Source organism: Roseibium salinum, from assembly GCF_026240905.1.
GTDB classification, from domain to species: domain Bacteria; phylum Pseudomonadota; class Alphaproteobacteria; order Rhizobiales; family Stappiaceae; genus Roseibium; species Roseibium salinum.
Genome location: NZ_JAPEVI010000001.1, coordinates 362,966 through 387,514, shown reverse-complemented (window position 1 = coordinate 387,514; position 24,549 = coordinate 362,966). Strand labels below are relative to the sequence as shown.

At 61.6% G+C, this 24,549-nt stretch carries 19 protein-coding genes; 8 read left to right on the top strand and 11 right to left on the bottom strand.

Translation table 11 applies throughout. From position 1 onward, the window contains the following. Positions 1 to 13 precede the first annotated feature (13 nt). The 5 genes from soxZ to ON753_RS01670 form a co-directional block, all read right to left on the bottom strand. Entirely contained in the window at positions 14 to 340 is a 327-nt protein-coding gene (gene soxZ, locus ON753_RS01690; protein ID WP_265960821.1) for a thiosulfate oxidation carrier complex protein SoxZ, read from the bottom strand. 92 nt (positions 341 to 432) lie between these two features. After that, positions 433 to 882, bottom strand: a complete 450-nt coding sequence (soxY, locus tag ON753_RS01685) for a thiosulfate oxidation carrier protein SoxY (RefSeq protein WP_265960820.1) — start codon at positions 880 to 882, stop codon at positions 433 to 435. Between the two features lie 23 nt (positions 883 to 905). Beyond that, complete coding sequence (gene soxX, locus ON753_RS01680) at positions 906 to 1,328, bottom strand: sulfur oxidation c-type cytochrome SoxX (protein ID WP_265960819.1); 423 nt, start codon at positions 1,326 to 1,328, stop codon at positions 906 to 908. 231 nt (positions 1,329 to 1,559) lie between these two features. Continuing rightward, on the bottom strand, positions 1,560 to 2,153 hold the full coding sequence (locus ON753_RS01675; protein WP_265960818.1) for a thioredoxin family protein: 594 nt from the start codon (positions 2,151 to 2,153) through the stop codon (positions 1,560 to 1,562). A gap of 21 nt (positions 2,154 to 2,174) precedes the next feature. After that, positions 2,175 to 2,909 carry a cytochrome c biogenesis CcdA family protein gene (locus tag ON753_RS01670; protein WP_265960817.1) on the bottom strand — a complete coding sequence of 245 codons (735 nt, stop codon included), beginning with the start codon at positions 2,907 to 2,909 and terminating at the stop codon, positions 2,175 to 2,177. 89 nt (positions 2,910 to 2,998) lie between these two features. On the opposite strand from ON753_RS01670, the gene ON753_RS01665 reads away from it, so the two are divergent. From ON753_RS01665 to ON753_RS01655, 3 genes are all read left to right on the top strand, one after another. Further along, positions 2,999 to 3,391 (top strand): transcriptional regulator, encoded by a 393-nt coding sequence (locus ON753_RS01665; RefSeq protein WP_265960816.1) that lies wholly within the window; start codon positions 2,999 to 3,001, stop codon positions 3,389 to 3,391. A 128-nt stretch (positions 3,392 to 3,519) separates the two neighbouring features. Further along, positions 3,520 to 3,870 (top strand): ArsR/SmtB family transcription factor, encoded by a 351-nt coding sequence (locus ON753_RS01660; RefSeq protein ID WP_265960815.1) that lies wholly within the window; start codon positions 3,520 to 3,522, stop codon positions 3,868 to 3,870. Between the two features lie 142 nt (positions 3,871 to 4,012). Next, entirely contained in the window at positions 4,013 to 5,104 is a 1,092-nt protein-coding gene (locus ON753_RS01655) for a YeeE/YedE family protein (protein ID WP_265960814.1), read from the top strand. Here ON753_RS01655 and ON753_RS01650 read toward each other — a convergent pair whose 3' ends face one another. Continuing rightward, on the bottom strand, positions 5,105 to 6,043 hold the full coding sequence (locus ON753_RS01650; protein ID WP_265960813.1) for an MBL fold metallo-hydrolase: 939 nt from the start codon (positions 6,041 to 6,043) through the stop codon (positions 5,105 to 5,107). It lies immediately after the preceding gene. 120 nt (positions 6,044 to 6,163) lie between these two features. On the opposite strand from ON753_RS01650, the gene ON753_RS01645 reads away from it, so the two are divergent. Next, a complete protein-coding gene (locus ON753_RS01645; protein WP_265960812.1) occupies positions 6,164 to 7,207 on the top strand; it encodes a YeeE/YedE family protein in 1,044 nt (347 codons plus the stop codon). A gap of 77 nt (positions 7,208 to 7,284) precedes the next feature. Here ON753_RS01645 and ON753_RS01640 read toward each other — a convergent pair whose 3' ends face one another. The 4 genes from ON753_RS01640 to ON753_RS01625 all read right to left on the bottom strand — a co-directional run bounded on the left by ON753_RS01640 (position 7,285) and on the right by ON753_RS01625 (position 14,538). Continuing rightward, positions 7,285 to 9,342: a methyl-accepting chemotaxis protein gene (locus ON753_RS01640; RefSeq protein WP_265960811.1), complete on the bottom strand. Its 2,058-nt coding sequence runs from the start codon at positions 9,340 to 9,342 to the stop codon at positions 7,285 to 7,287. A 264-nt stretch (positions 9,343 to 9,606) separates the two neighbouring features. Continuing rightward, the gene (locus ON753_RS01635) at positions 9,607 to 10,461 is read right to left on the bottom strand and encodes a helix-turn-helix transcriptional regulator (protein WP_265960810.1); all 855 of its coding nucleotides are present in this window, start codon (positions 10,459 to 10,461) and stop codon (positions 9,607 to 9,609) included. A gap of 651 nt (positions 10,462 to 11,112) precedes the next feature. Continuing rightward, positions 11,113 to 12,129 (bottom strand): LacI family DNA-binding transcriptional regulator, encoded by a 1,017-nt coding sequence (locus ON753_RS01630; protein WP_265960809.1) that lies wholly within the window; start codon positions 12,127 to 12,129, stop codon positions 11,113 to 11,115. A gap of 3 nt (positions 12,130 to 12,132) precedes the next feature. Further along, positions 12,133 to 14,538: a hypothetical protein gene (locus tag ON753_RS01625; RefSeq protein WP_265960808.1), complete on the bottom strand. Its 2,406-nt coding sequence runs from the start codon at positions 14,536 to 14,538 to the stop codon at positions 12,133 to 12,135. An 815-nt stretch (positions 14,539 to 15,353) separates the two neighbouring features. On the opposite strand from ON753_RS01625, the gene ON753_RS01620 reads away from it, so the two are divergent. From ON753_RS01620 to ON753_RS01610, 3 genes are all read left to right on the top strand, one after another. Then, the gene (locus tag ON753_RS01620) at positions 15,354 to 19,103 is read left to right on the top strand and encodes a LamG-like jellyroll fold domain-containing protein (protein ID WP_265960807.1); all 3,750 of its coding nucleotides are present in this window, start codon (positions 15,354 to 15,356) and stop codon (positions 19,101 to 19,103) included. Positions 19,104 to 19,247: 144 nt separating this feature from the next. After that, a complete protein-coding gene (locus ON753_RS01615; RefSeq protein ID WP_265960806.1) occupies positions 19,248 to 20,990 on the top strand; it encodes an ATP-binding cassette domain-containing protein in 1,743 nt (580 codons plus the stop codon). 597 nt (positions 20,991 to 21,587) lie between these two features. Then, positions 21,588 to 22,364, top strand: a complete 777-nt coding sequence (locus tag ON753_RS01610; RefSeq protein ID WP_470424745.1) for a beta-barrel domain-containing protein — start codon at positions 21,588 to 21,590, stop codon at positions 22,362 to 22,364. A gap of 54 nt (positions 22,365 to 22,418) precedes the next feature. Here ON753_RS01610 and ON753_RS01605 read toward each other — a convergent pair whose 3' ends face one another. Beyond that, entirely contained in the window at positions 22,419 to 23,321 is a 903-nt protein-coding gene (locus tag ON753_RS01605) for a LysR family transcriptional regulator (RefSeq protein WP_265960804.1), read from the bottom strand. Positions 23,322 to 23,415: 94 nt separating this feature from the next. Between ON753_RS01605 and ON753_RS01600 the strand changes: the two genes are divergently transcribed. Next, complete coding sequence (locus ON753_RS01600; RefSeq protein ID WP_265960803.1) at positions 23,416 to 24,540, top strand: DSD1 family PLP-dependent enzyme; 1,125 nt, start codon at positions 23,416 to 23,418, stop codon at positions 24,538 to 24,540. The last annotated feature ends 9 nt before the right edge of the window (positions 24,541 to 24,549 follow it).

Here is a 24,549-nt window from a genome sequence, read left to right as displayed (position 1 = left end):
GAAAGATTGCGGTCTATTCGACCGCGATCTTGTTCTCCGTCTCGTAAACGCTTCCGTCGTCATCGACCCAGGTGAACTTGAAGGTGCCGCTTTCTTCGACCTTCGCGTTGAACTCCAGGTAGGGGTTCGCCGAAACCGCCGGGTCCATGTCGCAGGTAAAAACGACCTGCCCGTCGAATTCACAGGTGAACTTGTTGATGATCTGGCGCGGAACGAGGTTGCCTTCCTTGTCCTTGCGCTGGCCGGACTCCATCGGATGGCTGATGAGCGTCTTGATGGTGATGACTTCACCCTTGGATGCCTTCTTGGGCACTTTCACGCGGGGTTTTGGATCTGCCATGAACTTGTACCTTTATATTCCTGCTGTCTCGCCTGTGGCTGTGCCGGCAAGTCAGCTGCCGGATTTGCTGTTCGCGTGGCTGCAAATGCGCTTCAGCCGCCGCAGCCGCCGATGGTGACCTTGACTTCCTTGCGGTCGATGTAGGTCGACCCGTCATTCATTTTCGCGACGGCAATCACGTCCTGGGTTTTTGCCAGTCGAATCCGCGTCTTGGCCTCAGCGACACCGCTCATCGCGGTGAAGTGAAAGGTCGCGACCAGCGGGTTGGGGTTGCCATCCGCCAGAATGAGCACGGACTCCACGTAATTGTCGGCGGTCATCGGACTGTCGACCGAAACGCCGACCGGGACCGTATTGCCGTTCTCGGCGATTTCCGGCGTGTCGAGGGAAACCGTTCCCTCAGCCGGCGTCGCGCCGCCCGTGAATTCCTTGATGGCGGCGTCGGTCTTGTCGGTGGCTGCGAATGAAAGCCCTGGCGCAAAGGCCACGAAGGCTGCGGCACCTGCGGACAGGCCGAACACCTGGCGTCGTGTAAAAGTCATCTCTTGCTTCCTCGCTTCCGAGATCAGTCTTCCTTCAGCGTCGTGAGGTAGGCGACCACGTCTTCCACCTCCTGAGCGCTCAGAATGGTTTTGCCGGCGTGTTCCTCGTCGACGTTGACGCCGACGTTCAGTGTGTAGAAACCCGGCATGATGGTCTGTTCGCCGAACACGTCCTTGCTGTTCACCACGATGGCGCGCAGTTCCGCTTCGCTCCAGCGGTCACCGGCACCGTCCAGGACAGGCCCCACTTCTCCGTGAAACAGTTCCGAATCCAGATCGGCGTTGACGTGGCAGGCGAGGCAGTTGCCCCGTTTCCGGTCGGCGAAGGCCTCACGGCCGGCAACAGGGTCTCCCGCTGCTCCGGTGAGCGACTGCGTCAGTTGCATGTCTTCGATGGCTACGCTGTCCGGGGCTATCGTTTCCGCGGTTGCCGCGGAAGCGGCCATGGCGGCCAAACCAGCCAGGACGGCCGGAAGGCTCGTTAATCTCGCGCCCTTTCTCATTGTGTCGGCTTTCCTCCTCAGTGCAAACGGCGAGCTCTTATCCGGCTTTCCGTTTCATCGGCAGTCCGGTTTCGGTCTGCCTGTCCCTCTCATATTAAAATATATGATTTTTTGAATGTGTTTTGCAATAAGCTTTTTGCCTGAACGCGGATTTGGATCCCCCTGCGGGAAATCCTACTCGGCGTCGAGGCGGCCCTTTTCCCGTAACTCATTGATAATGCGAGCATGATACTTCTGGAAATGCTCGTCGCTTTCGTAGCCTTTTTCTCGCACCCAGCGGAACATGTTGAGGAAAGTCCATTTGCCGAATGCCCCGGGCATGGTCGCAACCGCCGCTTCGGAGACCGTTCCGCCGCCGGGATTCGTTTCAGGCAGGAAGACAATCGTCGGGGTGAAGACATAGCCCCATTTGCGGGCCGCCGTCTTCTCGGTCAACTCGTCGCCATCGAGATCGATCACCTCTTCGTCGCCGAACATATTGTACTGAACGACGATGAAATTCTCTTTGATGTAGTCGGAGACCTCGGGATCGGAGAGAATCTTTTCATGCATCTGCCGGCAATAGATGCAGCCGCGCTGTTCGAAGACGATCGCCAGCCGTTTGCCCTCGTCCTCGGCGGTCTGGATGTCCTCGGCAATGTCGCGGAAAGTCACCGTGAACCAGGGTTGCTTGTGCAGGCCATCGTCGCCGAGCGTGACCGCCCTGGCCGAAATGGAACAGGCGGTCAGCAGGCCGAGACCGAGAACGAGACTTTTCCAGATACGCATGTTTGGTCCTCCCAGGGACAGTCAGCCGATTTGCGAAAAAACCGGGAAAGATTCGAGAAGCCAGAAGGCGATCGCCGACATCTGGCCGGTGATGAAGAGCAGGCCCGTCAGCACAAGAAAGCCGCCCATCACCTTTTCCACGATGCCCATGTGCTTGCGGAACCGGCCAGAAAGCTGCAGGAACCGTCCGGCAAAGGCGGCAGCCAGGATGAACGGCAAGCCGATGCCGAGAGCGTAGACCGCCAGCAACCCCGCGCCGTACCATGTCGTGTCCGAAGAACCGGCAACGAACAAAATGGCTGCCAGAACCGGGCCGACGCACGGCGTCCAGCCAAAGGCAAAGGCCAGGCCCATGAGAAACGCGCCGGCAAGTCCGGCAGGCTTACTCTCCACATGAATGCGTGCTTCCCGGAACAACAGGCCGATCCGGAAAACGCCGAGAAAGTGCAGTCCCATGACGATGATGATCGCGCCGGCGACATAGGAAAGAATGTCGTAGTAGCGTGCGATCGACTGGCCGATTACGCTTGCCGTTGCGCCGAGGGCGACAAAGACGACCGTGAACCCGAGGACAAAGGCGATGGCTGCGGCAATGATTCGCCGCCCGCTTCCCGTGGTTTCCGCCGTACCCTTGAGTTCGTCGACACTGACTCCGGCGAGATAACAAAGGTATGGCGGCACGATTGGCAACACGCAGGGCGACACGAAGGACAGAAGTCCGGCCAGAAAGGCTGCGCCCAGTGATACGTCGAGCATCCATTTACTCCCGGTGAAATGCGAACGAATGCTTTTATATATTCAAAAGTTTCTATATATTGCAATCACAGAAATTCCGGAGTGCTCCGATGCCCCTCACTTTGCGCTTCAGCCTGCTTGCCGCAGTCCTGTTCGCTGCCGTTCACCATTCACCGCCAACCGTTGCGGCCGAGCTCATCATGCTGGAGCAACCCGGCTGCGTCTGGTGCAAGCGCTGGAACGAGGAAATCGGCGTGGCCTATGCGAAAACCGCAGAAGGCCGGCAAGCGCCCCTTCGGCGGATCGACATCACGGATCGATGGCCGGACGATTTGTCGGCCGTTGCGAGGGGACGCCTGACGCCCACCTTCATTCTGGTTGAAGACGGCATCGAAATCGACCGCCTGCGCGGCTATCCGGGTGAACACTTCTTCTGGCCGCTGCTGACGCAGATGCTCGATAAGCTGCCTCCACAGGGGCGAACAGGGACAGGAAGCCAATGATTACAGCCTATTCGCCAGGGCATGGGACCAAGCAAGTTGATCCTACCGGCGACTTCGGGCATGTATCAGTTTGATGGGATCCACCAATCCGCTGCCTCAGATGCAGCTGACGGACACGCGAGTTGTTCATGCACCTGCCGGTGATTGACAAAGACATGGACAAAAAGGACCTCGACCTGCTGATGGAGCAGGCGAGAAAGGCCAGTGATCTGTTGAAGGCACTGTCCCACGAAGTACGCCTCGTGATCCTGTGCCTGTTGTCGGAAGGCGAAAAGTCCGTTTCCGAGCTCGAAGAAATCCTGACCATGCCGCAGGCCGCGGTGTCCCAGCAATTGGCAAGGCTCCGCCTGGAAGGTCTGGTGAAGTCCCGCCGCGACGGCCGCATGATCTATTACAGTCTCGCAAGCGACGAAGTGAGCTCGATTATTGCGAACCTCTATGACCTGTTCTGCAGGGACATCCGGTCCAAGGACACGTAGACCCGCAACAAGTACTGCGGCGCAGCAACGACTTTGTTTGCTGCCTGGGGTGCCGGCTGCTACGTTCGGATCAGATCGCCTCGCAGCGATTTTTGGGGAGACGCTTCAGCAAGCCCCATGAGAGCACAACGGCAACACGAAGATGATCACACTTGCCCCTGAGATGCTGGCACTGCTTCTGGGCGTGCTTGCAGGGATTGTATTGGGCTTTGTCGCCCGGGCAACTCATTTCTGTACACTGTCGGCGCTGGAACGCCACTGGTACGCCGGTGACAGCGACGGCCTGCGCATCTGGGTCCTGGCCTCGATATCGGCGCTTGTCGGCACGCAGCTTCTGGCCGCTTTTGGCCTTGCCGATATTCAAGCATCCTTTTACCTGTCATCTGCTTTTCCCTGGACCGGTGCCATTGTCGGGGGCCTTATGTTCGGGGTCGGGATGGCTCTTGTGGGGACCTGCGGCTTCGGCGCGGTGTTGCGCCTTGGCGGCGGCAGCCTGAGGGCACTGATGGTGCTGACCGTGATCGGCCTTTCGGCGCTTGCCGCCCAACGGGGGATCGTCGGCATTCTCCGCGTTCCACTGGTCGACAATCTGGCGATCTCATTCGAGACGGCGGGCAGCCAGTCGATCGGCGACATCCTGTCCGCCTGGTCCGGTTTGCGGCTCCAGGAAGCGGTGGCCGTGGCAGTCGCACTTGCCGGCCTCGCATGGATCTTCAAATCAGCCTCCTTCCGGCGCCAGCATACCAAGATCGGCGCAGCCGTCGTCATAGGCGCGGTGATTTCGTTCGGCTGGTGGGCGACCACATTTGCCGCGGCACGGTCCTTTTATCCCGTGCAGATCGAAGCCGGATCCTTTGTGGTTCCGGTTGGCGACACGATCATGCAATTGATCACCTATACCGGGACCTGGCCCGACTATGGCGTCGGTCTGATCGCCGGCACGCTGGCCGGCGCCGTCATTGCGGCTCTTTGGAAGCGGGACATCCGCTGGGAAGCCTGTGACGATGCCAGGGAACTTGGTCGCCATATCCTGGGGGGAACCCTGATGGGAATCGGCGGTGTCTTTGCCATGGGCTGCACGGTGGGGCAGGGGATAACCGCCTTTTCGACGCTCGCTGTCTCCGCACCGGTCGTCATGCTGTCCATGGCTCTCGGCGCCAGGCTTGGGCTCGCCTGGCTGATGGAAGGGTCTGTCCTGGGGCTTTTCCGTTCGCACCATACCGCCGCCGAGTAGTCAGAGCGCGCTGAACCGGTAGCCGGAGCCGGTCTTTTCAACACGTCCGCTGCCCGGATGAGGGAAATGATACCCGATTATCTTCGACTGATCCCGCGCAAGCCGGTCCAGCAGCATCTTGCGCGTCGCGATTCCCTGGTCCCGGTCCTGGTCCGTTCCTGATGCCCAGTCCGGTCTTTCGAAGGAAATCACGGCATTTGAGATCGCATCGCCGATGACGAAAACACTCTCGGAACCGGCATGGATCGCATAGGACATATGGCCCGGCGTATGTCCGCGCGTGTCGACCGCTTCGACACCGGGCAGCACCTCCTGACCGGGCGCGATCATGGCGACCTGCTCTTCAATCGCCGCAAAACGGGCCTGCGCGCCCACCACAAAGCTTTTCCGCTCGTCCGGCGTGCCGGCCAGGGTATCGTCCGCGCGCCAATAGTCCCATTCCGCCTGAGGCACCCAGACAACGGCTTGCGGATACAGCGGATCATCGAACTCGTCGAGCATACCCCAGAGATGATCCGGATGGCCGTGCGTGAGAACCACATCGGTGATGTCCGCCGGATCGATACCTGCTTCCTCGAGCCGCGACAGAAGCTCTCCGGCGGTCGACTGGAAATTGCTTCCCGACCCGACATCAAACAGTGCCAGCCGATCGCCGGTGCGCAGCAGGGTGACATTGCAGTCCGGCATCAGGGCATTGGTCGCAAGCCCGTGCGGCGTCAACACTTCGGCGATTTCGTCCGCGCTCTGTTCCGGCAGGGCAAAGTTCATCGGCAGAGTCAGGTGTCCGTCCGAAAACACCGTGATCTCGTGATCCCCAATTGCAAGGCTCGTCTGTGCCGATGCCCTGCGCACGGGCCCGACGAGGCTCGTCGCGGTCAGGGCCAGCCCGCCCACCAACACATCCCGTCTCGATACTCCGGAAAATCCCGATCTTTTCATGATTCCTCTCCACATATGCAAACTTTTGAATTTATCTATGTGTCCTTGAGAAAGGTCAATGAGCAATCGTGCGGACCAACGCAAAGCTGCCTGGGTAGAGGCCGTGAGAAGGGGAGCTTGATGGATCTGGAGTATCTTCTGGACAGGATGCCGGAAGCATGGCTTCTGACGTTCGGCGGGCTGACTGTCGGTGTGCTGTTTGGTGCGTTCGCGCAGCAGAGCCGGTTTTGCCTGAGGGCGGCTGTCCTGGAATTCTCGCGGGGTTCTCCGGCCGACCGCCTGCCGGTCTGGCTGCTTGCATTCGCTTCGGCTCTTGTCGGCACACAGCTCCTTATTCATTTCGGTGAAGTGCAGGCGGGCGAGGCGCGTCAGCTTGCATCTCCGCAAAGCCTTTCGGGCGCTGTGCTCGGCGGACTGATGTTCGGAGCGGGGATGATCTTTGCGCGCGGCTGTGCCAGCCGTCTGCTGGTTCTTTCCGCAACAGGGAACCTGCGCGCATTGCTCTCAGGTCTCGTCTTCGCCGTTGTGGCGCAGGCCAGCCTGCGGGGTATCCTGCGGCCGGCCAGGGAATGGCTTGCCGGCCTGTGGACCACGAGCGACATCGGCGGCAATGACCTGACGGTTCAATTCGGCCTGACCTTCAACTTGACCATCGCCTTTGCCTGTCTATGGCTGTTCGCCGGATTGGTCTTTGCATGGCGGGCCCGGTTGAAAATCCGGCAGCTGACGGCCGCGGCAGGTGCCGGCCTTGCCATCGCGCTGGCCTGGTGGTTCACCTCGTCCATGGCACGGCAGGCGTTCGATCCGGTGCAGGTCGAAGGCGTCACCTTCACCGGTCCTTCAGCCGACACGCTGATGCTGATCCTGTCGCCACCCGGAGATATGCTGGGCTACGATATCGGCCTGGTGCCCGGTGTTTTTATCGGCTCGTTTGTGGCCGCGTTTTTCAGCCGTGAACTCGTGTTGCAGGGATTTGAGAACGGCAGTTCCATGACGCGTTATCTTGTCGGCGCGACACTCATGGGATTCGGCGGCATGCTGGCGGGCGGATGCGCCGTCGGCGCCGGGGTCACCGGCGCCTCCGTCTTTGCACTGACCGCATGGATCACTCTCAGCAGCATTTGGCTGTCGGCGGCAATCACCGACCGATTCTTGCGGTTTTGATGCCAGTGCGTTCAATTTAATCACCAGACCCGGCCAGAAGGCAAACCATTAGCGGCCGTCAGGCCGTCTCGATGGCCTCAGGCAGCCCGGACGTGGGCCAGGAACCTATCGACTTCATCGCGCAGATGGCCTGATTGAACGGACAGATCATCGGCCAGATTCAGAAGCTCGGCACTCGCCTGTCCGGTCTCTGCTGCGGCCTGCGAGACGCCGGAGATGTTCCGGGTCACTTCGCTGGTTCCGCTGGCGGCCTGGTGGATGTTCCGGGCGATCTCTCCGGTGGCGGCTTCCTGCTCCTGCACCGCCGAGGCGATGGCACTGGAAACCTGTTCCAGGGTCATGATCGTTGTTCCGATCGCCTGTGTCGAGGTAGCGGTGTCTTCAGTCGCCAACTGGATGCTCTTGACCTGCTTTTCGATTTCTTCGGTCGCCTTGCTGGTCTGTGCGGCAAGTTCCTTCACTTCCGCGGCAACAACGGCAAAGCCTTTTCCAGCCTCTCCGGCGCGCGCCGCTTCGATGGTGGCGTTGAGTGCCAGAAGATTTGTCTGGTCCGCGATCTCGTTGATGATCGACAGAACTTCGCCGATTTTTTCCGACGCATCGGCCAGGACGGAGACCCGCTTGCTGGTTTCGGCGACCTTGTCGACGGCGTCGCGGGCCGCGGTTGCAGACTCGGTGACCTGACGGTTGATATCGCGAACGGAACTCGTCAGCTCTTCGGCAGCCCCCGATACGGTCTGAACGTTCATGGACGTCTGTTCGGCAGCAGCCGCAACCGCGCTGGATTGCTGCGATGTTTCCTCCGAACTGGAGGAAAGACCCTTGGCGGCGCTGTTGATCCGGGTCGCCGTGGCGGCGACGTTCTTCACGACGCCGCCGACCGCGGCTTCGAACGCAGCCGCCATCTGATCGCGGATTTCCCGCTCGTGCAGCTTGCTCCGTTCCTGTTGGACGGCATGCTCTTCTTCAAGACGGATTTTCTCGATCGCCTGGTCCTTGAAGACCTGAACGGCACGCGCCATCCGGCCGATCTCGTCCCGCAGGTCGGTGGCGGGGATTTCGACTGCCGTGTCATTGTCGGCCAGGCGCTGCATGGCGCGTTCCATGCTGAGCACGGGACGGGTTATCGACCGGGCCACGGTCAGCGATATGACTGCCGTCGTGACAAGAAGTGCCGCCAGAATGAAGACAAGGCCGTAGAACGTCCTGGACGAGGATGCTTTCCCCTCGGACGCCCAGGCGACAATCTGGCTTGCCAGACTGTCTTCAATGGTCTTCAGGGCCTCAATTCGCGCCGTGCTGTCGTTGAACCACTGTGTCGCGGATGCCGACGAGAGATCGGCACCGAAGGGGGCGCCGTAAGCCAGACCGCGAAGTTTTTGCACGGCGCTTTCCGCAGGGCCTGCTTCCAACTCCTTCAGCAAGTCGATGCTCTCGCCGGTTGCGAGGCGCCGGAATGTTTCCAGATGAACCTTCTGCGCGGCTCCCAGGCTGAGGAACTGCTGATACGTGGCGTCATCGAATTGACCCGCCCCGAAACCGACAGCTCCCATGGCACGTTCGATGCCCGACTTCTCCTTGGCCTGAACAAGAGCCGAATAGGCCAGCATGGGCCGCAAACTCGAACCCCGCTCTATGACGGTAACGGTGCCGTCGATGATCGCGGCAAGATCCGAAATGACACCCGTGTAATAGGCCGCCGTTTCAGGAACGGTCATCGACAGACGGTCGACATCTTTGCGAACACTATCCAGTTTCCGCAAGGCGGAGGCCGCTCGTTCGAATGGCTCGGTGAACTCGGGGATCGCCAGGCGCCCGGTCGGGCCGGAAAGACCCGTTCGGTAAACGTCAAGCCGTTGATCGGCATCGATGCGGGCTTGCCTGACTGTTTCAGCGAACAACCGGCCCTTGGAGCCTATGAAACCCGCCGACAGGCCCCGCTCGACCTGAAGCGCATGAACCAAGTTCGAGACGAGTGGCGCAAGGGATGACACTTCCAGGATGAACGTACGTTCCTCCAGTTCCTTTCCGGTCGACCTCAGATCGTTCACACCGATACCAATGATGACGAAAAGGGGCAGGAGACAGAGAACAGCTATCCGCTGTCCTACCGAAAGAAAATTCAAGAAACGCATGTTCCCTCCGGGGCATTCATGGTGGCGCATAAAAAATTCCCAAGTAAAATCAGCAGCTATTCGTGCTTTTACGTGCTATCTAGCGGCTGATTAATTTTTGGTTTACCCATAAATTTACGGAGAGGAAGTTTTCGTTATCCGGATAGAACTTTCGCATTTTGGCGCCGAGACACGCTCCGCTCACACAAACCCGTCATGAACGAGACGGCTCAAAGGTCTTGTCCGGAGGGCCGCTGCAGCCACTAACAGATCTTCCGAGGAGGCCTATTTATGGCTTCCCCGTTTTGCAGTGATGGAAGGTGACACACCAAAGGTTTCTCTGTACTGCGCCGAGAACCGGCCCATGTGGCTGAAGCCCCATTTGAGCGCAACCTCTTGGATCGTCAGAGTGTTTTCGTTATTCGAGAGCTCCGAGTGTACCGCTTGCAACCGGATTTGCCGCAGGTAGGCAAGGGGCGTTGTGTCGCGAAACTGCTTGAAGCCCATTTGCAGCGCCCGTGTGCTGGCACCTGCGGCGCGGGAGATGTCCGTCAGCGTGATGGGCAAATGCATGTTGGCGTGCATGAAGTCGATGGCTCTCTTGACATGACGCGGCACCACACCGGGCGATCGTTGCCGGCCATAGTCGCCTGCCCGGTGATCAACTTCTTCGAACAGGAAACGGACAATCGCCTCGCTGAGGAGCAAGGCCGCTTTTTCGGACCTTGCCAGCAGCCGTTCTCCGATCATGCCCTGGGCGACGCCTCTGCAGAGAGAGGCCAGCATCTGGCCATGCCTGGTGTCGAGATCCAGCAACGGCATGAATTCGAACTGCTTGAGCATCAGGTCCGGAAACATATCCCGCAGGCAGTCGTTCACAATTTCGGGACTGATGCCGATGAATGTAGATGCAGCCGGCAGGTTTGCCCGGGCGTCGGGCAGTACGGTTGTGCGGTTTATGTCACCCCATGGGGCGACAAGGACGGTTCCCCGTGTATTGGTGACCTTCTTGCCCCTGACAGTGACTTCCGCCGCTCCCGCGCCGCAGAAGCGGAGGATCAGGGAACCATTCGGCGCGCGGGGCGCGTACGTAAATGAGCCGCCATAGCGTGCTTGAAGCAGGTTGATACCAGCGCCCATCACGAGTTCGGTACGCCATTCGAATGGTTTCCGGCACGTGGGCGGTTCGACTTCGAGAGCTCGGGCGGGTGTTATGTGTGTGAGCATCTCATCGAACCCCGTCCCGGCAGTGCGCGGCCGCGCAAACAGGGGATCTTCGAGTTCAAGCGCAGGTTCCGACAATTCAACATCCCTATTTCTTGTTGTTCTAATGTTGCTGTACTTCGCCTGGGGTGCGTACCTCAGAAATGTGGGCACGTGTAAATCTGCGATCGGGCGAGAGGCCGCCGGCGGCCTGCCGCCCTGTTCCCAGGCTCGAACAGACCTATATCCAAAAAATCGATGTGGAAATTGCCAGGCAAGTAACTTAGCGGCACCACGTCACTGTTTCTGCGCAAAGTGGATATACCGACTATCAGACGTGTCAGCCGTCGCTACACACAACCCGCACTGCCGCTGGCCGCCGGTCTTGAGCGGGCTCACCGAACGCCATCAACTTCCGCGATCCGCGGCGTGAATCGCCACGCAGGATCTCGAAGCCGAGTTTACAGAGTTCGCAAAAGCCGTCTTTGCTTCGGGACGATTTGTCCATTCCGGACGCCGGCAGTTTCAGCTGAGTGTCTGAAGAACGCTGTTTGCAGCTCAGAGAGACTTTTCACTGACGACAGGGCCTCATGCTGCGTACTCTTTGCAAGAGTCACGAATTGCGAGCGAGCAGCCGAGCTCAATCCGCCGGACCGGTTGGCCGGTTCTGTTATTCCGGTACTGATGTTCCAGTTCGTCGAGAGCCGCCGGACCGATATGCAGAAGTGGCGCATGAACCGTCGAAAGGGGCGGGCGCGTCAGTTCTCCGGCGACCGCATCGTCGAACCCCAGAATCGACAAGTCGCCGGGTACGGAATAACCGGATTTCGCCAAAGCACGCATGGCGGCAAGCGCCACGTTGTCGGCGAGACAGAAAAGGGCGCTTAGGCCCTGGAAGCGGCCGGAGGCGATCAGTCCTAAAATCTCCTGCTCTGCCAGTGCGGGATTGAAACCGGAAAGGCAAAAGACATCTGTCCCGGCACCGGCCTGCTCCATGGCTTCGCGGTAACCGTCCTCGCGCTGACGGATGGTATAGCGCCCCTTCCAGGTCAGAAGCCCGATCCGCCGGTGACCAAGGCCGAGCAGGTAATCGGTCCCCAGCCGAGCGCCATACCGGTTGCCGATCCCCACGGACGGGATATGCATCGACGGGTCCTGGCCTGCCAGCAGCACAGTCGGCTTGCGCAGCCTGGCGACTTCCTTCAGAACTTGCGGGTTCTCGTCGAAAAAGACGACGATACCGTCGCATTGCATTTTCCTCAGTTCGACAGGGACCGTCTTCGGATCCAGTTTGTCGCCTTCGGAAACTATGGGCTGCAGGGCAATTCCGCGTTCGGCGGCCGCCTTGCGCAATCCGTCGAATATGGTCCAGGAAACGTAATTCGTGTCCGATGGCGCAAGCAGGGCCTCCGGGACGGCCACGGCCAGGGACCGCAGGGCTCCCTGCATGCCTTTCCGTGCCCTGTCGTCCAGATAGCCGACCTCGCGCGCCACATCGAAGACGCGTGCGCGGACTGCGTCCGAGATCTTTGCAGTACCGTTGAGGACACGGCTGACGGTCGACGGCGATACGCCTGTTTTTTCGGCGATCGTCTTGAGGCTCATCGGTTATTCGACCCCGCTCAATGCCGCGCCTCGATGACCGAGGGGCCGGTACGCCCCCTGGTCCCATCGAATTTGCGGATGGATCGTCATGTGCCGGAATGGTTGGGGGGCGTTTCTGTGAAACAGTCCGCCGTCGAAATCGAGGAGATGCTCACCGGCCTGCAGGCGGCAGCGGCCCGCGTCGAAGGACGGGGCGAGCGATCCTGCCTTTTCCTTGAAGACGTCGAACGAACCGTCCAGCGACTGCGCACCGGCGATCACCAGCCAGCCGGCCTGCCGCGTGTTCACCCGCCACTCGGAACCGGCGTACAGACCGGTCTTCTGGCAGGTCGGCGGCGTGCTCGCCCACAAGGCCGCGTAGCCCTCACCCTTGCGCGCGAAGATCCATCCGGTGCCGTCGGCTTCGACTTCATAGAGGATCTCGTGAGGAACCATGGCGTGGGTAAAGCCGATCGGGTGCCCCTGCCGGTCAAGATCGAAGATCATCATGGCCATGTTGCCTGCCTGGGCGACGCGCGGCACGACGGCTGAACCGGCCCACAGGGACGGACGCGATCCACCCCAGGGCTTGAGATCGCCCGGATGGTTCACCCAGAGCCGCGCAAAGGGATCGGCCGCCAGCATAAGGTCCACAACATGCTGCTGGTGCCCGGCGGCACCGGTCTTGTGGTCGGCAACAGAGGAGAGGAGGGAGGCGTCCGATTTCCAGAGGGACAACCTGGCATTGGCACCAAGGCCCTGGACGTAACCAGCCTCGAGACTGCTGCCCGCAGGCACATTCAAAACCGGCTCCAGATGGTCCGGCAGCACGTAGCGCGAGACGGCCAGCAGCGACGCGGCGCGTTCGAAGCCCTGCACGAAAGGACCTCCAAAGGCGACGGCGGCCAGCGCGCCCAGTTCGGTAGCCGGCCCGGCGAACAGCTCCTTTTCATAGACACGCCCCTGGGAACCGCATGGCGTTCCGCCGAGCGTATGTAAGGCCACCATCGAGAAAATGGCGTCGCATTGACGGTGGGCCCTGTCGGCGATCTCCGGATCGGCAGCCATGTCGACAAGCGTCAGGAGACCAAGGAAGTCGATGGGATAATACGCGGCCGAGTTCCATTCGGCATAACCGTGCTCTTCCGCGGAGGCAAACCAGCGCCGCAGCCGTTCGGCGCCCAGCCGGGCCTGCTCTGCGCCGGTCCGCTGCGAATTCAGGAAGACGTCATTCGGGAAGAGGGTTCCGGCGATATACTGGGCAACATGGAAACACAAAACATGGTTCTCCGACCAGAACCACATGACGTCGTTGCCGGGCTCGTCGAGCCAGTAGCGGAAGCCGAGGATGGCACGTTTCAGACGGGAGCGGACATCGCCCGGAAGCCTGTCCCTGTGATCCCGCCAGATGCGAAGCATGACGATCATGAAGAAGTCGGCGCAGTCATGCCGGTTTTCTATTGCCTGGAAGGCCGGTTCCATCAGCGGCACCGCTTCCGTGACCCGCCCTTCGGCAAGAAGGACCAGCGCCCTCGACGGCGTCACGGCCCCAGCGGCGGCAATCAACCTGCGCGCCTCGGCACGGCGGTCGTCAAGTGTGGCGCCGCGGATCCACGCAGGATCGGGAAACACCGTGGCCCCGAGCCCGCGGGAAATCTCGATGCCGTCCGCTTCTGTCGTCAGATTCAGTCCGATGCAGCCGGAATGGAGCTCCGCGGTATCGATCAGCAGTTCGGCCTTGCCGGCTTGCGTTATCGTCGCTTTTCCTTCCCCGGTTGCAGGGTCGGCCAGGACGTTCATCGTGGCCGAGCGCAGATCCGCCGGACGCAACCGCACCGTGACCGGTTCGTCCGGAACGGCGTCGGCGACAAGGTGCAAGCCGCCTTGCCGGTAATACATGCGGTCCGTGCGCAGGCTGTTCATCACGGCCCGGGCGCGATCCACTTTCTCGCCTGCACCGCGAACGGAAAGCCCGCTTCCTTCGACCAGGGTCAACCGGAAAAAGCAGTATGTGTCCCGCTCATGCAGGTCTTCCAGGCGCACGGTCAGCTTTGTCGTGCCGCTGTCGAGCGGCAGTTCAAAACGTTTCCGGTGTGCCGCGTTGCGCTCGAAAGGCTCGAAACACAGAACCTCTTTCTCTGCGGCCCAGATCCGCAGGGAGCCGCAGGTTTCCGCCTCCAATACGGCGGTGACGGGGGCCTCGGCCTCGATCTCGCATTGCGCCCACCTGGAAATGAGGTCCGCGGTGAAACGGAATGTCGAGAAATCCACACGACGGTCCTCTCCGCCGGCATGAAGACTGGTCAGGGGCGGACAATCCCGAAGGTCAATTCGCCGTCCCGGCAACATCTCCCGCAAGGCCTCGCGGCAAGGCAGATCGCCCGTATCGACCCAGCCATTGATGAATTCGTAAGTCACCGTGTCGGGCATCGGCCGCGGCTTCCCCGGGAAAGGGGTGATCTCCGGCTCCGACAGCCGCCAATCCGTGAGGCTGTCGCCAGGGCGGAGCGTCTTGCGCGATCTCGTAATTTCTGTTTGTGCAATTTCTTGCATAACCGACCTTCGCTTTGCTTTTCTGGCGCAGCTATACGATGTTTGGCGAACGATATTCAAGGGCTTTTGCTTGATATTGAGCGCCAAAGATTGTTTCCTGAGAAGGCTATTTGAATGCAATTTCTTGCATAAACAGTGTGCAGGCGCAGGTGGTTCCAGTCGTACGACCGGCAACGCAACAGGGTAGGATACCGATCAAACACTTGAGCCAGCTCGTCATGAGCGGACTTCAGCCGACTCCTGAGCAGTCCTTCGAGCATCTCGCCTCGGATTTAGCCGGGGCCGGTCAGCAAGACCCAGAACAAACCAGGTGTTCCTCCCACACCCAACTGGCCACCTCCCATGAGGTGGCCATTTTCTTGAAGTCCATTTGACGGGATTGTCTTCCGGGACAATTGCCGGGATCAAAGCCGAAACGCGCTACGCCACTGGCCCCGGATCCTCGACACGGCGCGGAACCGCCTTCCATGACCTCCAGACAAACCGTAGATCGTTTCACGTTGTATTCGTCTACCTTTGGTGACTTGATCCTAGACCTTAGGTAGAACTCAAGCGTATACCATAATTAACGAACGGTTAAACTTCGATCGTGATTTTAATAGTATTAAGTATATACGTGGGAATATATTGAGTTAGCTCCGCTTTTCTGCGATTTCCCTGCACCTCATTCAATTCAATCGAGGGCTCAAAGGATGATCGTTGCGGGATCGAAGGATGTCGAAAAGGATGGCGAGTGGAGCGATATTCTCAGCTGGCCGATCATTCCCCTTCATTCCATCGTCCTGCCCGACGGAAATGTTCTCTCCTTCGGAACCGACGAAAAGGGCATGCAGGGCGGTCAGTTCATCTATGACCTCTGGGACCCGGTCGCCAACGTGCACAGGGTTCTGCCGAATACCACGGGCACCAACATCTTCTGCTCGAACATGGCGATCGATCCAAAGACCGGCAACGTCATCATCATGGGTGGGGATGCTAACGGAACAAGCAAGGCGCTGGCGGGCCTCGATGATGTCGTTGTCTTCGATTACCGCACTCAGACCATCCGCGAGGCCGAACAGGGCGATATGGCCCAGGCCCGGTGGTATGGCACGGAACTCACGCTGCCGAACGGCGATATTCTTGTCCTCGGCGGACGGGATGAGAATTACCGGGGCGCGACGATCCCCGAAGTCTACAATGCCGAAACCGGCTTCCGGCAGCTGACCGGCGCGGAGATGCCCGATCTGATCGGTGCCGGATCCAGTCTCGACGGCTCGTGGTGGTATCCTCACGCCTGGGTGGACTCGTCCGGCGACGTCATCGTCATCGAGGCACATGGCAACGCCATCTACCGCCTGACGACCGATGGCGCCGGATCGGCCGAAAAGATCGGCCAGCTGCCCTTCGATGCCTACAAGCTCAATTCCTCGATCATGTTCGACCAGGACAAGGTCATGATCCTGGGCGATGACGGCGGCATCTGGGTGGGTGACCTGTCGCAAGACGTTCCCCAGTTCACGCGCACGGCGGACATTGAAAACGCCCGCACGAATGCCGGCCTGACAATCCTGCCCGATGGCCGCGTTGCCATCACCGGCGGATCCGGCGGCGGCGACCAGGGCAACGACATCAACCAGGCCGTCTACAGTGTCGCCATCTGGGATCCGCAGACCAACGACGTCGTCCAGCAGGCCGATGAGGCCCTGGCGCGGCTCTACCACTCCTCGGCGCTGATCCTTCCCGACGGCACGGTGTTTTCCGGCGGCGGCGGCGCACCCGGCCCGCTGACGAACCTCAACGCCGAAGTCTTCGCCCCGGCCTATCTCTACGGTCCTGACGGTGAACTGGCGGAACGGCCGGAGATCCTGGAAGCGCCGAAAAACATCGACAGCGGAGCGACGTTCCGCATCCGGGTGGACGACGCCTCGGCGATGGAATTCGTCAGTGCCACCAAGTCCGGCGCAATGACCCATGCGCGCAACAGTGACGGCCGGTTCCTGAAGCTCGATTTTGAGGTGGTTGACGCAAACACCATCGAAGTGAACACCCCCGGCGCGAATGTCATGGTGCCCGGTCTCTGGATGCTGACGACCGTTGACGGACAAGGGGTTCCCTCCACCGCCAGCCTGATGGGCGTCGACATGGCGCCGCTCGTCGATACGCCTGCGCTGGAAGCGTCGACGCCGGTCTACAATATTGAAAACGAACAGATCGACGGTGCGTTTCAGCTGACGGTCGAGGCCCGCTACGACGACCTGGATGCCGGCGCCTATCAGCGCGTCTTCGACTTCGGCAATGGCGCGGGAAAGGACAATATCTGGCTCGGCCAGCTCGGAACGACCGGCGATATGGCGTTCGAAATCATCCGCGAGGGCAAGAAGCACCGCATTACCGTCGCCGATGCTATCACCGAGGGTGAAATCGCCACCTGGAAGGTCAGTGTCGATGCAAACGGCCTCATGCAGCTCTACAAGAACGGCGCGTTGATTGCCGAGGGTCAGGGCATCGTGCCGGCCGATGTGGAGCGCATCAATAATTTTGTCGGAAGCTCGAACTGGGCGGCCGACAGCTGGCTGCGCGGAATGGTGCGCAACCTTGCGATCGACAATGATACCGGGATTCACGATATCGAAGACGAGCAGATCGACGGCCCATTCGAGCTGACGGTCGAGGCCCGCTTTGACGATCTGGATGCCGGCGCCTATCAGCGTGTCGTCGACTTCGGCAACGGCGCGGGCAAGGACAATATCTGGCTCGGCCAGTTTGGAACGACCGGCGATATGGCGTTCGAAATCATCCGCGAGGGCAAGAAGCATCGGATCACCGCCGCCGACGCGATCACCGAAGGCGAAGCCGCCACCTGGAAGGTCAGCGTCGATGCGGACGGACTGATGCAGCTCTACAAGAACGGCACGCTGGTTGCCGAAGGGCAGGGTGTCGTGCCCGCCGATGTCGAGCGGAGCCGCAACCTGGTTGGCAGCTCCAACTGGGCGGGGGACGCGGACCTGCGCGGCATGGTGCGCAACCTGGTCATCGACAATAAAGCCACCCTCGAGGTCGGCACCGTCGAAGACGAGCAGATCGACGGTCCGTTCGAGCTGACGGTCGAGGCCCGCTACGACGACCTGGATGCCGGTGCCTATCAGCGCGTCTTCGACTTCGGCAATGGCGCGGGAAAGGACAATATCTGGCTCGGCCAGGACGGTAAATCCGATGATATGGCCTTCGAAATCATTCGGGACGGCACCAAGCATCGGATCACTGCTGCCGACGCGATCACCGAGGGCGAAGCCGCAACCTGGAAGGTCAGTGTCAATGCGGACGGACTGATGCAGCTCTACAAGAACGGTACGCTGGTTGCCGAAGGGCAGGGCGTCGTACCGGCCGATGTGACGCGCGACAGCAACCTCGTCGGCAGGTCCAACTGGGCAGCGGATGCGGAGTTGCGCGGCATGGTGCGCAATGTCGCTATCACCAACATCGAGGCGCCGGCCGTAAACATTATCGAGACCGGAGATAACGGGGGCTATTTCACCGGAACCACGGACAACGACGAGTTCCGCGGCGGAGCCGGCACGGATACTTTCCATGGCGGTGGGGGCGACGACACCTACGATGGTGCCGGCGGCTACAATCAGGTGGATTTCGACGGCTACCGGGAGGACTACCGGATCACCCGCAACGCAGACGGCACGGTAAGCTTCGAACACCCGGTCCACGGCACCGACCTTCTGAAGAACATCGACGGCATCTGGTTCAGGGACGAGGCCAAGTGGTACGCGCTTGAGGATCTCGCTCGGGAGCCGATCCCGGCAGGTATCAACATTGTCGACGCCGGAGACAGCGGCGGCTATTTCAACGGCACGCGGGGCGATGACGACTTCCGCGGCGGGGAGGGCATCGACATCTTCCGTGGCGGCGAAGGCGACGACGTCTATGACGGTGCCGGCGGCAGCTACAACCAGGTGGATCTCGACGGTGCCCGGCACGACTACACGATCAGCCGCAACGACGACGGCACGGTGAGTTTCGAACATCCGGCCCACGGCACGGATCTCATGAAGAACATCGACGGTGTGTGGTTTGCCGGCGAAGCCAGGTGGTACGCCATGGATGACCTGGCGCCGTCGCCGGTCCCTGACGGCGTCAACGTCATCGAGGCCGGTGACAATGGCGGCTATTTCGAAGGAACCGCCGGTAACGACGAGTTCCGCGGCGGAGCCGGTGTCGATGTCTTCCACGGCGGTGCGGGCGATGACGTCTATGACGGCGGCGGCGCCTACAATCAGGTGAACCTCGACGGCAACCGCGCGGACTATGCGTTCACCGCCAATGCGGACGGCACGCTCACCGCCTCGCACGTGGAATACGGTCAGGATGTCCTGAAGGACATCGACGGCGTCTGGTTCGGCGGCGATGATCAGTGGGTGGCGAGCGACGATCTGGCGGGCGCCGCCTGATCCGGGGCACGGAACCCTGAGGTTGAGCAGCGCGCCCCATCTCCACCTAAGGAATGTCAATTCCGCTGAAAATAGAGTGGCTTAACCCCGGTTTAACGGGGGAAATGCCACTGTGGTTCACCGATAATTCCTGGAGCTCCGACATTGCAGAAGAAGCCGGCGGGTGCTGGGCAGAGTATCACGCTACAACATCTTGCCGGTTTTCTTCGTCGGAACGGGGCGGCGCACGTCCGCGCGCTGTTTCTCTATTCCGTTCTCGTCAACGTGACGTTGCTCGCACCCTCGTTCCACATGATGCAGGTCTATGACCGGGTCCTGACATCCGGGTCCGGCGGAACACTGGTGGCGATCACGGCCATCGTCCTCTTCGCCCTTTGCGTCTACGCAGTAGGTGAAACCGTTCGGGGGCGTGTGGCGCAAAGGCTGTCGGCCGTCTATGCGATCGGGGTGTCGCGCAAGCTCTTTGCGCGCCTCGGACAGCCCGCCGCCATGGACCGGTCCGCCGCCTATATCCGCGATTTTGCGATGGCGCGCCAGTTTCTCTCTTCCCGGGGGTTCGTCTCGTTTTTCGATCTTCCATTCGTGCCGTTTTACCTCGCCCTGCTTCTCTTCGTGCATCCGTCGATCTGCCTGTTGACGGTGGCGGGTCTGGGCGCCATGGCGGCGGCCGGATATTTCAATTTCAAATGGACCGAGGCCAGCCGCGAGCATAGCCGTGCCATGGACAACGAGGCGGCGGGCTTCGCGCAAAGCGTCTATTCCAGAAGCACGGAAGTTCGGGCTTTCGGCATGGTGCCGCATCTTCTGACCGCCTGGGGGCGGAAAATGGCCGAAGTGCTCGTCGCCGGCGAGGAGGCCGCGACGGTTTCCTCCACGCTTTACGCCGCAAGCCGCGCCATCCGCCAGGCGATCCAGGTGATCACCATGGCGTGGGGCGCCTGGCTCGTTCTCGGCGGCAACATGTCGGGCGGCATGATCTTCCTTGCCTCGATGATCTCCGGCCGTGCCCTGGCGCCGCTCGAGCAGATCATCGGCGGCTGGGAGAATATCCTGAGGTCGCTCGAGGCCTTCAACAACATCGAGGACCTGACGGGACCGGACAAGGGCCTGCAAAGGCGGCCGGACCTGCCGCAGCCAGAAGGACATTTGCGTGCGCGCAATCTGGTCTTCAGCGGCCTTGGCGGCAGGCCCGTCCTTGCCGGAGCTTCGCTCGACGTACGGCCCGGAGAAGTGGTGTTGCTGGAGGGTGCGCCGGGGGCGGGCAAATCGGTTCTGATGTCCATCCTCGCCGGCGCAAGGTCGCCGGAGGCGGGAGAGCTGTTGCTGGACGGTGCTCTACGCGATCGCTGGCCCCAGGGCCAGTGGGGACAGGTGATCGGGTATTGCGGCGAGGAGACGGGGCTGCTGTCGGGCACCATCGCACAGAATATCAGCCGGTTCGACCCGGCCGCCGAACTTGACGAGGTCTACCGCGTCACCAAGGCGCTCGGTGTGCATGAACTGGTGCTGAAGCTGCCGCAGGGCTATCAGACCGTGATTTCCAATTCGTTCGATCTGCTGCCCGCCGGCGGCCGCAAGCAGATCGCACTCGCCCGCGCGTTCTACGGCCGGCCGAGGGTGCTGCTGCTCGATCAGCCTGCGCTGTTCCTCGATCAGAAATCCGAAGGCGCCCTGCTCAACATGCTGGCGGACGCGAAGCGCGAGCAGGCGGCCATCATCCTCGTCAACCGGTCCCCAATGCTGTCCCGCATCGTTGACCGGGCCGTGACGATCGAAAACGGCCGGATCGTTGCCTCGGCTCTGCCGGAGACTGCGAGGCCTCGCAGGACGACCCATCCGGCACGCTTTGCCGTTCCGGCCGGGGTAACGAAATCCGGGGCCGCCTGATGACGTTCCATGCCGGCACTGATGCGGACCCGTTCGAAAATGTCGAGATCGCGCCTGGAAAGGTGACGGGAAAGGCAGGCAGGCTGGTACTTGCGGGACTGGCCGTCTTCGTCCTGTGGGCGGTTCTCGTGCCGCTCGGTTCCGCGGTCATCGCGCCAGCCTCGCTCGTCTCCAGCGCCCGCAATCACAAGCTCCAGCACCTCAGTGGCGGTGTGGTGATCGCGGTTCACGCCCGTGAAGGCGACCTGGTCGAAAAAGGCAGCCCGATCCTGACGCTCGATCCGGCAACGGACCAGGCCCGGCTGACGAAACTGCGCGCCCGCTACGCCGAACTGAACGCCCTGCGGACGCGCCTCGAAGCGCAAAAAACACATGCTGACGAGGGGAGCACGTCCCAGGCCACCCCCGGCCTGGTCCTGCGCGGCAGCGGCGGCAGTGCCTTGCCTATCCTGGCCGGCGGCGGCCTGCCGATCGAGCAGAAACTGAATTCCGAGCAATTGCGGCAGCTCACAAAGGGTCGGCAGGCGATCGCAGCCGAACTGCGCGGCCTCCAGGAACGCCTCACCGGCCAGCGCCGCCGCCTGTCGATGCTGAACAATCAGACCGGCAACGCCGAACAGCAGAATCGCGATCCTGAGCGAAAAGCTTGCCAAGGGAAAGTCCCTCGCCGACATGGGCTACATGGCTCAGCAGCAGGTCTGGGATCTGGAACTGCGGCTTCTGGAAGCCCGGAGCGACCTGTCGAACCTCAAGGCCGAAGTGGCCGCCACGGAAAGCGGTATCGGCGAAACCCAGGCGGAGATGGACGGCGTCAGGCTGCTCGACGGGCGCGAGACTTCGAGGGAACTGACAGAGGTTCTGGCGGAAATCGAGCAGATAAGCGATGAACTGACCGCTGCGGAGCAGGCCCGCACTCAGACCGCCCTGCGCGCGCCCGTGCGCGGCTATCTCGTCCATCTTTCCACGGCAACGGTCGGCGGCGTCGTGGGCCCGGCGGAAGCCATCGGCGAGATCGTCCCGGCCGATGCCCCACTGGAAGCCAGAGCAGAGGTTCCCCTTGACAAGATCACCGGTGTATTCCCGGGCCAGCAAGCGGACATCAAGATCAGCGCCCTCAACCCGCGCCTCTACGACGCGCTCCCGGCCTGGATCACCTATGTCGCCGCCGATGCGAGCCGCAACGAGGCGACCGGCGAACGGTTCTTCGAAGTCCGCGCGCTTCTGGACGAAAACGCGTTGCGTCAAACGGGCCTGTCGCTGCAGCCGGGCATGAACGGGGAGATCTACATCAAGGGCGAAGCGCGCACCTTCGCGACGTATCTGCTGCAGCCGTTTCTGGATGGATTGGGGCGGAGTTTTCGCGAGGTGAATTGAGGTAGCGGGCGGAGGCCGCCTTTGCGTGTTGGTCTTCAGTTGCTCCTGGATACTTCATGCGCCGGCGCTCGTGATCTCCGCCGCGAGCCGATCCACGAATGCGTCGACACGGGCCGCGCGGACGGCGCGGGGGTTCAGCAGTGCCACGATATCGGCATCGGGCAGGGACCAGTCGGGCAGGACCCGGATCAGCCGGCCGTCCTGCAAGTCCTGAGAGACGCTCCATTCGGATCGCTCCACGATGCCGTAGCCGTCGAGCGCCCATGCCCTGACTACCTCGCCGTCATTGCAGGCATAGACGGGATGGACGCGCAGGCTCGTCTCGCCGCCGTCCGGGCCGGTCAGCGGCCAGAGCGTAGCGTCGGCCCTGTCCTCGCGCACCACGCCCACCCGATGGCCCGCAATCTCCCCGGGGTCCCGAGGCAATCCGAAGCGCGCGGCATAACTCGGCGCCGCCACCAGGTATCGGCGGTTCGGCGCCAGCTTGCGCTGCGTGATCCTCAGGTCGGGCAATCGTCCAACATGGATCATCACGTCCCAGGGTCCGGCCCGCATGGCTCCCAGCGGGTCTTCGCTGAGGACGAGCGAAGGGCGAAGCTCGGGGTTCTCGCCGGCGAAACGCGAAAGGATCGGCGCCACGCGGAGCCGCCCGAAACCGAAGGGAGCGATAACCTGCAGCGGTCCCTCGATCCGTCCCGCACGTGCGGCCATCTCATCCGCCAGCGTCTCCAGTTCGCCGAGAATGCCACTGGCCCGTTCGATAAGGTACGCCCCTTCCGCGGTGAGGCGTAGCGGACCGCGCCCGCGTTCGATCAGCCGCAGGTGCAGCCGGTCCTCGATCTGGGCCAGCCGTTGCGAAACCGCCGGGGGAGTGACGTTCAGGCTGCGCGCCGCGGCGGCGAGACTTGGCGCGGAGGACAGCGCCGTCAGGAAGCGAAGGTCAGCGATATCGATCATTAAGCTTCAACTTAATACGAGATTCGTTTCGCGTGAATATACTCTAAATCACGTGGTTGGTATGAAGTGGTCATTCAAACGAAAGGATCGCCCGATGCCGTCCGGCCAGACCAGCCTTCAAGACCTGCAGACACCCGCTCTCCTGCTTGACGAAGCCAGGATGACGCGCAACATCGAACGACTGGCGGAGCGGGCAAAGACACTCGGCGTCACGTTGAGGCCGCATCTGAAGACCGCAAAGTCCGTAGAGATCGCGCGGCGCCTGACCGGGGGCGAGGCCAGGCCGATCACCGTTTCCACCCTGGCCGAAGCCGAGGCGTTCCATGCCGCCGGCCACACGGACATCCTCTATGCCGTAGGGATCGCCCCGCAAAAGCTGGCGCGCGTGCAGGCGCTGCGCGAGCAGGGGTGCGACCTAGTGGTGATCCTCGACAGCCCCGCCCAGGCGCAGGCGGTCGCCGAGGCGGGCGTACCGGCGCTGATCGAGATCGATAGCGACGGCCACCGCGGCGGCCTTCTTCCGGACGACCCGGCGCTGGTCGAGATCGGGCGCGTCCTGCATGCCGGCGACAATCTGCGCGGCGTGATGACCCATGCGGGCGAAAGCTACATGGTACGCGGCAACGCCGCCCATGCCGACTTCGCCGAACGTGAACGCAGCGCGGCCGTCAGGGCGGCAGACGCGCTGCGGGATGCGGGGCTGCCCTGCCCGGTGGTCAGCGTCGGATCGACGCCGACCGCCCATGCCGCGCGCGATCTGTCGGGCGTCACCGAACTGCGCGCCGGCGTCTACATGTTCTTCGACCTCGTGATGGCGGGTATCGACGTCTGCGGCATGGACGACATAGCCCTCACGGTCCTGACCACGGTCATCGGGCACCAGCCGGCCAAGGGCTGGGTGATGATCGATGCTGGCTGGATGGCGATGTCACGCGACCGGGGCACGGCGGCCCAGGATGTGGATCTGGGCTACGGCGTCGTCTGCGATGCGGAGGGGCGGGTGATGCGCGACCTGATCGTCAGCACGGCCAATCAGGAACACGGGATCGTCTCGTTGCGCCCCGGCGCGGCCGGCCCAATGCCGGACCTACCTCTGGGAACGCATCTGCGCATCCTGCCCAACCACGCCTGCGCAACCGCCGCGCAACATGATCGATACAATGTGCTGCCTGCCAACGGCGGACCCATGAACACCTGGCACCGCTTCGGCGGCTGGTAAGGAGACAGC

Excerpts from the sequence above, each read along its gene's own strand:
- ON753_RS01645 (WP_265960812.1), top strand. The coding sequence starts at position 6,164 with ATGGATCTGGAGTATCTTCTGGACAGGATGCCGGAAGCATGGCTTCTG.
- soxZ (WP_265960821.1), bottom strand. The coding sequence starts at position 340 with ATGGCAGATCCAAAACCCCGCGTGAAAGTGCCCAAGAAGGCATCCAAG.
- ON753_RS01635 (WP_265960810.1), bottom strand. The coding sequence starts at position 10,461 with ATGGGCGCTGGTATCAACCTGCTTCAAGCACGCTATGGCGGCTCATTT.
- ON753_RS01640 (WP_265960811.1), bottom strand. The coding sequence starts at position 9,342 with ATGCGTTTCTTGAATTTTCTTTCGGTAGGACAGCGGATAGCTGTTCTC.
- ON753_RS01670 (WP_265960817.1), bottom strand. The coding sequence starts at position 2,909 with ATGCTCGACGTATCACTGGGCGCAGCCTTTCTGGCCGGACTTCTGTCC.
- ON753_RS01650 (WP_265960813.1), bottom strand. The coding sequence starts at position 6,043 with ATGAAAAGATCGGGATTTTCCGGAGTATCGAGACGGGATGTGTTGGTG.
- ON753_RS01605 (WP_265960804.1), bottom strand. The coding sequence starts at position 23,321 with ATGATCGATATCGCTGACCTTCGCTTCCTGACGGCGCTGTCCTCCGCG.
- ON753_RS01665 (WP_265960816.1), top strand. The coding sequence starts at position 2,999 with ATGCCCCTCACTTTGCGCTTCAGCCTGCTTGCCGCAGTCCTGTTCGCT.
- ON753_RS01620 (WP_265960807.1), top strand. The coding sequence starts at position 15,354 with ATGATCGTTGCGGGATCGAAGGATGTCGAAAAGGATGGCGAGTGGAGC.
- soxX (WP_265960819.1), bottom strand. The coding sequence starts at position 1,328 with ATGGCCGCTTCCGCGGCAACCGCGGAAACGATAGCCCCGGACAGCGTA.
- ON753_RS01600 (WP_265960803.1), top strand. The coding sequence starts at position 23,416 with ATGCCGTCCGGCCAGACCAGCCTTCAAGACCTGCAGACACCCGCTCTC.
- ON753_RS01630 (WP_265960809.1), bottom strand. The coding sequence starts at position 12,129 with ATGAGCCTCAAGACGATCGCCGAAAAAACAGGCGTATCGCCGTCGACC.
- ON753_RS01660 (WP_265960815.1), top strand. The coding sequence starts at position 3,520 with ATGCACCTGCCGGTGATTGACAAAGACATGGACAAAAAGGACCTCGAC.
- soxY (WP_265960820.1), bottom strand. The coding sequence starts at position 882 with ATGACTTTTACACGACGCCAGGTGTTCGGCCTGTCCGCAGGTGCCGCA.
- ON753_RS01655 (WP_265960814.1), top strand. The coding sequence starts at position 4,013 with ATGATCACACTTGCCCCTGAGATGCTGGCACTGCTTCTGGGCGTGCTT.
- ON753_RS01625 (WP_265960808.1), bottom strand. The coding sequence starts at position 14,538 with ATGCCCGACACGGTGACTTACGAATTCATCAATGGCTGGGTCGATACG.
- ON753_RS01675 (WP_265960818.1), bottom strand. The coding sequence starts at position 2,153 with ATGCGTATCTGGAAAAGTCTCGTTCTCGGTCTCGGCCTGCTGACCGCC.